Source organism: Pseudorhodoplanes sp. (assembly GCF_059499825.1).
The window spans coordinates 223554-233124 of record NZ_JCABZI010000011.1 but is presented as its reverse complement, the minus strand read 5'-3'; the positions used below and the strand labels follow the sequence as shown (position 1 = coordinate 233124).

At 62.8% G+C, this 9571-nt stretch carries 9 protein-coding genes; 8 read left to right on the top strand and 1 reads right to left on the bottom strand.

Annotated features, from left to right (window positions below; genetic code table 11):
- Positions 1–2 precede the first annotated feature (2 nt).
- The 4 genes from AC5I5I_RS17205 (at position 3) to AC5I5I_RS17190 (ending at position 3779) form a co-directional block, all read left to right on the top strand.
- Entirely contained in the window at positions 3–1736 is a 1734-nt protein-coding gene (locus tag AC5I5I_RS17205; protein ID WP_495975143.1) for an ArnT family glycosyltransferase, read from the top strand.
- 90 nt (positions 1737–1826) lie between these two features.
- Positions 1827–2675: a phosphatase PAP2 family protein gene (locus AC5I5I_RS17200; protein WP_495975142.1), complete on the top strand. Its 849-nt coding sequence runs from the start codon at positions 1827–1829 to the stop codon at positions 2673–2675.
- Positions 2672–3487 (top strand): glycosyltransferase family 2 protein, encoded by an 816-nt coding sequence (locus AC5I5I_RS17195; protein WP_495975141.1) that lies wholly within the window; start codon positions 2672–2674, stop codon positions 3485–3487. Before AC5I5I_RS17200 ends, AC5I5I_RS17195 begins: the two co-directional genes overlap by 4 nt.
- A complete protein-coding gene (locus AC5I5I_RS17190) occupies positions 3429–3779 on the top strand; it encodes a lipid-A-disaccharide synthase N-terminal domain-containing protein (RefSeq protein WP_495975140.1) in 351 nt (116 codons plus the stop codon). Before AC5I5I_RS17195 ends, AC5I5I_RS17190 begins: the two co-directional genes overlap by 59 nt.
- Here AC5I5I_RS17190 and metC read toward each other — a convergent pair.
- Entirely contained in the window at positions 3758–4951 is a 1194-nt protein-coding gene (gene metC, locus AC5I5I_RS17185) for a cystathionine beta-lyase (RefSeq protein ID WP_495975139.1), read from the bottom strand. The genes AC5I5I_RS17190 and metC overlap by 22 nt on opposite strands.
- Before the next feature lie 330 nt (positions 4952–5281).
- Between metC and AC5I5I_RS17180 the strand changes: the two genes are divergently transcribed.
- From AC5I5I_RS17180 to AC5I5I_RS17165, 4 genes are read left to right on the top strand one after another with little or no spacing between them, the layout of a single operon-like run.
- The gene (locus AC5I5I_RS17180) at positions 5282–6292 is read left to right on the top strand and encodes an amino acid ABC transporter substrate-binding protein (RefSeq protein WP_495975138.1); all 1011 of its coding nucleotides are present in this window, start codon (positions 5282–5284) and stop codon (positions 6290–6292) included.
- A gap of 18 nt (positions 6293–6310) precedes the next feature.
- Positions 6311–7486: an amino acid ABC transporter permease gene (locus AC5I5I_RS17175; protein ID WP_495975137.1), complete on the top strand. Its 1176-nt coding sequence runs from the start codon at positions 6311–6313 to the stop codon at positions 7484–7486.
- A complete protein-coding gene (locus AC5I5I_RS17170) occupies positions 7483–8628 on the top strand; it encodes an amino acid ABC transporter permease (protein ID WP_495975136.1) in 1146 nt (381 codons plus the stop codon). The genes AC5I5I_RS17175 and AC5I5I_RS17170 overlap by 4 nt, the downstream gene beginning before the upstream one ends.
- On the top strand, positions 8625–9395 hold the full coding sequence (locus AC5I5I_RS17165; protein ID WP_495975135.1) for an amino acid ABC transporter ATP-binding protein: 771 nt from the start codon (positions 8625–8627) through the stop codon (positions 9393–9395). The genes AC5I5I_RS17170 and AC5I5I_RS17165 overlap by 4 nt, the downstream gene beginning before the upstream one ends.
- The last annotated feature ends 176 nt before the right edge of the window (positions 9396–9571 follow it).

The following is a 9571-nucleotide window of genomic DNA, read 5'->3' as shown; positions in this document are numbered from 1 at the left end:
GCATGGCGACCGGTTGGAATGAGAACAGCTTCACCAAACGCAGTCCGCGCGACACCTGGCAACGGGGGCTCGGCGGTCTGCTCGACTTTGCGTCCGCGACCGATACCCGCGCGATCGTCGTCGTCCTGATCTTTTCGCTGCTGGCGTTTCTGCCGGGGCAGTCCAAAATCCCGCCGATCGATCGCGATGAGGCGCGTTTCGCACAGGCCACCAAGCAGATGGTCGCCACCGGCGACTATATCGACATCCGTTTCCAGAACGACGTCCGCTACAAGAAGCCGGTCGGGATCTACTGGCTGCAGGCGGCCGCTTTGCAGGCAGCGGAATTCGTCGCCCGGCGCGACATGGACACGCGGATCTACGTCTATCGCATTCCATCGGTGATCGGCGCGATCGGCGCGGTGCTCGCGACCCTGTGGGTTGCCGGCATGTTCGTGAGCCGGCGCGCGGCCGTGCTGGCGGCGCTGATGATGGCGGCGTCGATCATGCTCGGGGTCGAGGCGCGTCTCGCCAAGACCGATGCAATGCTGCTCTTCGCGGTCGTCTTGTGCATGGGCGTACTCGCGCGCGCGTACCTGCCGCGTCCCGACGGCGAGCGCGAGAACCCGGCCTTGCCGTTCGTGTTCTGGATCTCGCTTGCGGCGGGCGTGCTGCTGAAGGGCCCGCTGATCCTGATGTTCATCGGGTTGCCGGTGGTGACGCTGATCGCAATCGACCGGTCGGCGTCCTGGCTGAAGGCGCTGCGCCCGCTGATCGGCATACCGATCTTTCTGCTGGCGGTGGCGCCGTGGTTCGTCGCAATCCTGATGCGCACGGGCTCGACATTCTTCTCCGACTCCATGGGCGAAGACATGCTGAGCAAGGTCTATAGCGGGCAGGAGGGACATGGCGCCGCGCCTGGCTACTACGTCGTACTCTTCTTCCTGACCTTCTGGCCGGCCTCATTGCTGGCCGGCATGGCGGTACCCGGCGTGTGGCGGGAGAAATGGGAGACGCCGGTCAAGTTCCTGCTGGCCTGGCTGGTGCCGGCGTGGCTCGTGTTCGAAATCGTCATCACCAAGTTGCCGCATTACGTGCTGCCGCTCTATCCCGCGATAGCCATCCTGCTCGCGCGTGCGATCGAGACCGGGCAGATGTCGCCCACGAAATGGATGGAGTGGGGGACGTTCTGGTGGTTCGCGGTTCCGGTGGTGATCTTTGTCGGATCGCTGGTCCTGCTGGTGCATTATGAGGGCGACCTCGGCTGGCGCGCATGGCCATTCCTCGCGGCGGCGATCGTGTTCGGCTTTCGCGCGTGGTGGCTCTACGACATCGACGGAATCGAGCGCTCGCTGTTGCGCGCGTCGGTCACCACCCTGTTGCTGTCGATTGCGGTCTATTGGTCCGTCATTCCGGCGCTTGCCGCGGTGTTTCCGAGCGTTGCAATTCAGCGCACGATCCATGCCACCGGTTGTGCAAATCCGAGGATCGCGGCCGCCGGCTATCACGAGCCGAGCATGGTGTTTCTATCCGGAACCGACACCGCATTGACGAACGCCGCCCGGTCTGCGGATTTTCTGAAGGGCGGCGATGAATGTCGCTTTGCTGTCATCGAGACCTCGCTCGAGCGAACTTTTGCACGGCGGGCGGAGGCCATTGGCTTGCGTTACGGGCAGGTGGGACGTTTTGACGGCTACAGCCTCGGAAGCGGCGGGCGGGTTTCGCTGAAAATCTATCGCTCGCGCGGAGATCAGTGAGCGCTGCGGCGGTCTTGGGCAGCGGTGTAGAAATCGTCACGGCGGTGTCACCTAAAGCTGCTGTTCCAGTCGGGGGACTGGGAGCACAGCGTGTCGAAAAACCGGACCATCGTCGCAACTGCTGTCGCGTCAGCGTTTCAGAGGCCGCGGCGTTTGTCCGGGACCGGACCGTTCTGGCCGGCTGTCAACGTTACCGTCACCGCAGCGCTTGCCTTCGTGGCGTTATTTCTTGCCGCCAAGCTTCTGCTGGATGTGTGGAGCATCACCGAGGCGCGGCATCTCCCACGCTCCATCATCGATGTGTCGGGACGGATTTCGGCCTACGGCAAGTCGGGCTGGCTGCTCTGGTCGATGGCGGGGCTTCTTGTGCTCAGCATTGTTGCCGGTCTTCGGGCAGCAAGACGGCCTGATCGTCTGGTCTTCGCCAGCGTGTCGCTTCGGCTCGCATTCCTGATTTCGGCGATCGGGTTGCCCGGATTGCTGTCGGCGATCCTGAAACCGCTGATCGGGCGCGCGCGCCCTTATTTGACCGGCGAGCCCGACGCGTTCTTCTATGCGCCATTCGCGTATTTTCGCGAAGTGTTCGTGGGGACCATTCCGTTTCCCGAATACGCCTTCGGCAGCATGCCGTCCGGCCATGCCACCACGGCAGTTGCGCTTGCGGTGGCGTTCAGCGCGCTTTGGCCGCGACTTTGGCCGCTGGTGTGGGGCTTCGCCGTCATCATATGCATGACCCGACTCACTATCGCCGTACATCATCCGACCGACGTCATGGTAGGCGCCGCAATCGGTGGTCTCGGCGCACTCGCGATCCGAAATTATTTCGCCGCACGCCGCTGGGTCTTCGCCGTCGACGCACAGGGCAGGGTCGAGGCGATGCCCGGGCCGACACCTCGGCGGCTGGTCCGCGCTTGCATGCGGTTGTGGAGTCGCTCATGACCGGCCGCAGATTTGCCTCGCCGATGCATGGCATCGACATTTCGTTGGTGGTGCCGGTTCACAATGAAGCCGGCAATGTCGCCGAACTCGCGGCCGAAATCGTCACGGCGCTGCGAGGGCGGGCGTCTTTCGAAATGGTGTTTGTCGACGATGGTTCGACCGATGGGACGGGCGCCGAACTGGCCCGGCTCGCAGCGCTCTATCCCGAGATGCGGCCGATCGCCCATGATAGAAAAAGCGGGCAGTCCATCGCCGTGGTGAGCGGCGCGCGGGCGGCGCGCGGTTCGACGGTCGTGACCATCGACGGTGACGGCCAGAACGATCCGAAATTCATCCTCGATCTGGCGGAGACTCTGTTGGCAGGCTGGCCGGACATCGGCCTGGTCGCCGGACGGCGAACCGGCCGCAAGGCGACCCGCTTCAAGAAGCTGCAATCGCGGATCGCGAATACCGTACGCGGCGCGATTTTGCGTGACGGCACGACCGATACCGGTTGCGGGCTGAAGGCGATTCCGCGCGATCTGCTTTTGCGGCTGCCCGTATTCGACGGCCTGCATCGCTTCCTGCCCGCGCTGGTTCGCCGCGAAGGCTATGCGGTGGTTCAGGTCGACGTGGTCGATCGCGACCGACGGCAGGGCATTTCCAAATACGGCATGTGGGACCGGCTGTGGGTTGGCCTGTTCGATCTGATGGGAGTGTGGTGGCTGATCCGCCGCCGCAAAACGGTTCCGAAGGTGAGGGAGTTGGGATGCGATGCTGATCGATCTGTCGCGGATGGTCGGGAGCTATTTGCAGGACGTGTTCGTTACTAACCTGGACTGGTGGGTGCTGGCCGGGTTCGTCGCGCAAGCCTTCTTCACCGCGCGTTTTGTCGTGCAATGGATCGCGTCGGAGCGCGCCGGCCGCAGCGTGATCCCAGTCGCATTCTGGTTTCTCTCGCTGGTCGGCGGCGTGATGCTTCTGGTCTATGCCTTGTATCGCAAGGACCCGGTTTTCATCGCCGGCCAATCGTTCGGCGTATTCGTCTATATGCGCAACCTCACCTTCGTGATCCGCGAGCAGAAAGCGGAGGTTGCGCCGGCTCAGGCGCGCGCCGCCTCGTGAAGCGCGGCGAAGCCGCCTTCGAGATCGGCAATCAGGTCCCGGGTATCCTCAAGCCCGATATGGAAGCGCAGGCAGGGGCCGCCCGGCTCCCACGGGGTGGCGGTGCGATAGTCCTTGCAGTCGAACAGGATCACCAGGCTCTCATAGCCGCCCCAGGAAAAGCCCATGCCGAACAGCGACAGCGCATCGCAAAAGGCATAGAGCGCCGTTTCCGAGACCGGCTTCAGTACGATGCTGAACAGCCCCGACGCGCCGGTGAAGTCGCGCTTCCAGATCGCATGCCCGGGATGCGACGACAGGGCCGGGTGAAGGACGTTCAGCACCTCCGGCCGCTGCTCGAACCAGCGTGCGATCTCGAGCGCTGAACGCTGGTGGCGCTCCAGCCGCACCGACAAAGTGCGAAGTCCGCGCTGCGCGAGATAGATGTCGTCGGGGCCAGCACAAAGCCCGAAATTTCCGACCATCTCGTTGAGCATCGGCCAGGTCGCCTCATTGGCCGAGACCGTGCCGAACATGATGTCGGAATGACCGCCGATATATTTGGTACCGGCCTGGATCGAGAGGTCGACGCCATGCGCGAACGCTGAATAGTAGAGTGGGGTCGCCCAGGTATTGTCCATCAGCACGAGCGCGCCGTTGTCATGGGCGACGCGCGCGATTGCCGGCACATCCTGCATTTCGAAGGTTTGTGATCCGGGCGCTTCGACGAACACGGCGCGGGTATTGGGCTTAAACAAGGCTGCGATGCCGGCGCCGATCAGCGGGTCGTAGTAGCTCGTCTCCACCCCGTACCGGTTCAGGATCGTGTCAGCAAAAGTACGGGTCGGGCGATAGACGCTGTCCGTGATCAGCAGATGGTCGCCCGCCGACAATACCGACATCAGCGCGGTGGAAACGGCGGCCGCCCCGGACGGCAGCAGCGCAACTCCCGCGCATTGCGGACCTTCGATCTCGCGCAGTGCGTTTTCCAGTGCTTCCGAGGTGGGGGTACCACGCCGGCCGTAGCGGTAGCGCGCCCGGTGCGCCACCATGTCGGCGGCGGTCGGATAGAGCATGGTCGAGGCGTGATAGACCGGCGGGTTGACGAATCCGTGATACTCCCGCGGCGTGCGCCCGCCGGTGACGAGCCGGGTGTCGGGCTTCAGGTCGCGGGGCTCGTTCGGTTTGCTCATGGGGCTTTCCTCGAGAGGTCTTGAAGGTACCGGCGGATGATTCCGGGCCGGTTTGAAGGGCGGGAGTGGCTGCGCGGGTATCGCCTGACCGAATTGCAGGCAAACCGGCGACCGCCAGTCAAGCCCTTGACCTGTCTGTGCAATCGTTCTCAGATGGCGTCAATCGCGGGATGGTCATGGTGATCCGGGCTTGAAGTCTTGTGCGGCTTTTGGCGCGAGCGGGCAGGCTTGCGCCGGAAGGGTCAAGTGCCGTACGGCTTTTAGTGCGATGCACCTTGGTTCGGGTCGGATATCCTGTCATCACCGCCGGTGGAGTATTGGGGACATATCATGAAGCGCAGCATTTTCACCTTCGCCCTTGCAACCCTGGTTGGTCTCGCGGCCGCGGAGGCGCAGACGCTGAAGCAGGTCCAAAGCCGCGGCGTCCTCAATTGCGGCGCCAACGGAAATCTCGCCGGCTTCGGCCTACCTGATGCGCAGGGCAACTGGACCGGCTTCGACGTGGATTATTGCCGCGCCATCGCAGCCGCCATCTTCAACGATCCGACCAAGGTCAAGTTCGTCCCGCTCACCGCCAAGGACCGCTTCACCGCCCTGCAATCGGGCGAGGTCGATGTGCTGATCCGCAACACCACCTGGACCTCGTCGCGCGATACCACCAACGGTCTGAACTTCACCGGCATCAACTATTATGACGGGCAGGGCTTCCTGGTGCGCAAGGCGCTGAAGGTCAATTCCGCGCTTGAACTGAACGACGCCGCGGTCTGCGTGCAGCAGGGCACCACCACCGAACTGAACCTCGCCGACTTCTTCCGCACCAACAACATGAAACTGAAGACCGTGACCTTCGCCACCTCCGACGAGGCGGTGAAGGCCTACGACGCCGGACGCTGCGATGCCTACACCACCGACGCATCCGCGCTCTACGCCGAGCGCCTGCGTACCGCCGCGCCCGACGACCACGTCGTGTTGCCGGATATCATCTCCAAGGAGCCGCTCGGACCGTCGGTCCGCCATGGTGACGATCAATGGTTCGACATCGTGCGCTGGGTGAATTTCTGGCTGATCAATGCCGAAGAGCTCGGCGTCACCAAGGCCAACGTCGACGCGCAGATGAAATCGGACAACCCCGAAATCAAGCGTCTGCTCGGCTCGGAAGGCAAGTTCGGCGAGGCCTTCGGACTGGCCAACGACTTCGGCGCGAACATGATCAAGCATGTCGGCAATTACGGCGAGATTTTCGAAAAGAATCTTGGCCAGGGTTCGCGGTTGAAGATTTCGCGCGGCCTGAATGCGCTGTGGACGAAAGGCGGCTTGCAATACGCACCTCCGGTGCGCTGATCATTGCGGCGGCGCGTGATGGCGCAGGCCGCACCGCCAAAGGTCTCTCCTCTCTACGATCCGCGCTGGCGCAGCATCGCGTTCCAGTTGCTGCTCTGCGCGGCGATCGTCTGGCTTGCCTATAGCGCGGTCAACAACGCGGCGGAGAACCTGGCGCGTGCGCGCATCGCGACCGGCTTCGGCTTCTGGAACTCGACCGCCGGCTTCGACATCAGCCAGCACCTGATCCCGTATACGACCCAATCGACCTATGGGCGCGCCTTCTGGGTCGGGCTCCTGAACACGCTACTGGTTTCGATACTCGGAATCATCCTTGCAACGATCATCGGCTTCACAATCGGCGTCCTGCAATTGTCGAAGAACGTGCTGGTGGCGAAACTGGCGCGCGGTTATGTCGAAGTGATCCGCAACCTGCCGCTGCTGCTGCAATTGCTGTTCTGGTACAATGCGGTGCTGAAGGCGCTGCCGGTCCTGCGCGACAGCATTTCGATTCCCGGCGGCATGTTCCTGAACAATCGCGGACTGTTCCTGCCAAAGCCGATCTTCGCGCCGGGTTTCGAGGCGGTGCCGGTGGCGTTGCTGCTCGGCATTGCCGCGGCGATTGCGTTCCGAATATGGGCCAAGCGGCGGCAGGCCATCACCGGACAACAGGCGCCGGTGTTTACGATCGGGTCGCTGCTGATCCTGGCCCCACCGCTGCTGGCTCTGGCGCTCACCGGTTTTCCGGTGTCCTTCGACTTTCCCGAAATGGGCCGGTTTAACATCCGCGGCGGCATCGAGATCCTGCCGGAATTTGCAGCGCTCCTGTTCGGCTTGTCGATCTACACCGCCGCATTCATCGCCGAGGTCGTTCGTGCGGGCATCCAGGCGGTGTCGCACGGCCAGACCGAAGCGGCGTATTCGCTGGGATTGCGGCCGGGTCCGACGCTGCGGCTGATTGTGATCCCGCAGGCCATGCGCGTGATCGTGCCGCCGTTGACCAACCAGTATCTGAACCTCACCAAGAACTCATCGCTCGCGGTGGCGATCGGCTATCCGGATCTGGTGCAGATCTTCACCGGCACGGTGCTCAACCAGACCGGTCAGGCTGTCGAGGTCGTAACCATCACCATGGCGGTCTATCTGACCATCAGCCTCGTCACGTCCGGGCTGATGAATCTTTATAACCGTCGTATCGCGCTGGTGGAGCGATGACCGTTCGCGCGCCAGCCTTCGTTCGCACTGAAGCGGTGCCGGCAATGCCGCCGCCATTGCGCGATCGTGGGATCGTTGGATGGCTGCGCGAGCATCTGTTGACCGGCCCGCTCAACGTCGTGCTGACGTTGCTGTCCATCCTGTTCCTGTGGTGGCTGGTTCCCTCGCTGCTGAATTTCCTGGTCTTCGATGCGACCTGGGTGGGCGACGACCGCCTCGCCTGTGTTGCTTCACCCGAGCGGCCACGGGTCGGGGCCTGCTGGCCATTCGTGAGCGAGCGCATCAATTTCTTCATCTACGGCTTCTATCCGATCCAGGAGCGCTGGCGGGTCGACGTCTTTTTCGCTCTGCTTGCGATCGGCATCGTCTGGCTGCTCGCGTCCTTCGCACCGAACAAGCGGCTCGCCGCAATCTACTTCTTCATCGTTCTGCCGGTCGTGTCGGTGATGCTGCTGCTCGGCTTTCCGCCGCTCGGGCTGTCCTACGTGTCGACGTCATTGTGGGGCGGGGCTCTGGTGACGGTGGTGGTGTCGGCCGTGGGCATCGTGTTCTCGCTGCCGCTTGGTGTGATCCTTGCTCTCGGCCGCCGCTCGACCATGCCGGCGGTGCGACTGTTTTCGGTCGTTTTCATCGAATTCGTACGCGGGGTGCCACTCATCACCGTGCTGTTCATGGCGAGCGTGATGCTGCCGCTGTTCGTTCCGGAATCATGGTCGCCCGACAAGCTGTTGCGGGCGTTGATCGGTGTTGCGCTGTTCGCCGCGGCTTACATGGCCGAGGTGGTGAGGGCGGGCTTGCAGGCGGTCCCGCGCGGACAATACGAGGGCGCGCAGGCGCTGGGGCTTAGCTACTGGAAGATGATGGGGCTGATCATCCTGCCGCAGGCGCTGCGGATCACGATCCCGAATATCGTCAACAGCAATATCGCGCTGTTCAAGGATACCACGCTGGTCTTCATTGTCGGCATATTTGATTTTCTGCGCACCATCGAGGTCGCCCGCATCGATCCGAAATGGGCGACGCCGGTGACATCGACCACGGGCTATGCCTTTGCCGCCATTTTCTATTTCGTATGCTGCTGGATGATGTCGCGCTACGCGCAGGGCGTCGAGCGGCGCCTCGCGACCGGGTACAAGCGATGAATGACGCATCCGACGAGCGCCCCGCAGTCGACGATATTCCGGCGGTCGACATTTCCGGCATGCACAAATGGTTTGGCGATTTTCATGTTTTGCGCGACATCAACCTCACGGTGGCGCGTGGCGAGCGCATCGTGGTCTGCGGCCCGTCCGGCTCCGGCAAATCGACCATGATCCGCTGCATCAACCGGCTCGAGGATTACCAGCAAGGCCGGGTGGTGGTGGACGGTGTGCTGCTGACCAACGATCTCAAGCGCATCGACGAGGTTCGGCGCGAAGTCGGCATGGTGTTCCAGCACTTCAACCTGTTCCCCCATCTCACGGTGATGGAAAACCTGACGCTGGCACCGATCTGGGTGCGCAAGCTGCCGAAGAAGCAGGCCGAAGAGATCGCACATCAATATCTCGCGCGGGTGCGCATTCCCGAGCAGGCGCACAAATATCCCGGCCAGTTGTCTGGCGGCCAGCAACAGCGCGTCGCGATTGCACGCGCGCTTTGCATGAATCCGAAGATAATGCTGTTCGACGAGCCGACCTCCGCGCTCGATCCGGAAATGGTCAAGGAGGTGCTGGAGACCATGGTCGAACTGGCCGAAAGCGGCATGACCATGCTGGTCGTCACCCATGAAATGGGCTTTGCCCGGCAGGTGGCCGACCGCGTCGTGTTCATGGACGAGGGGCAGATCGTCGAGATCAACGCGCCGGAGCAGTTCTTCTCTCATCCGCAGCACGAGCGAACCAAGCTGTTCCTGAGCCAGATCCTGAACTGACCGCCCGGCATTTTTTCCCGGCCGCACTCGTTCAAAACGTGGGCGGCGCCGCGGCAAGGGCCTGTCCGGAAATCCGATTGGTCGGGTTCCCGAAAAGCGCTAGCGTTCGATGCCTGCAATAATGGATTCGCATCCTGTCGCCGGGTCGTCGCAGGCTTGCTGATAGGGATGCGGTT

Bases quoted from the DNA above. Each gene is read 5' to 3' on its own strand.
- metC (WP_495975139.1), bottom strand. From the start codon at position 4,951: ATGAGCAAACCGAACGAGCCCCGCGACCTGAAGCCCGACACCCGGCTC.
- AC5I5I_RS17205 (WP_495975143.1), top strand. From the start codon at position 3: ATGGCGACCGGTTGGAATGAGAACAGCTTCACCAAACGCAGTCCGCGC.
- AC5I5I_RS17170 (WP_495975136.1), top strand. From the start codon at position 7,483: ATGACCGTTCGCGCGCCAGCCTTCGTTCGCACTGAAGCGGTGCCGGCA.
- AC5I5I_RS17195 (WP_495975141.1), top strand. From the start codon at position 2,672: ATGACCGGCCGCAGATTTGCCTCGCCGATGCATGGCATCGACATTTCG.
- AC5I5I_RS17175 (WP_495975137.1), top strand. From the start codon at position 6,311: ATGGCGCAGGCCGCACCGCCAAAGGTCTCTCCTCTCTACGATCCGCGC.
- AC5I5I_RS17180 (WP_495975138.1), top strand. From the start codon at position 5,282: ATGAAGCGCAGCATTTTCACCTTCGCCCTTGCAACCCTGGTTGGTCTC.
- AC5I5I_RS17190 (WP_495975140.1), top strand. From the start codon at position 3,429: ATGCTGATCGATCTGTCGCGGATGGTCGGGAGCTATTTGCAGGACGTG.
- AC5I5I_RS17165 (WP_495975135.1), top strand. From the start codon at position 8,625: ATGAATGACGCATCCGACGAGCGCCCCGCAGTCGACGATATTCCGGCG.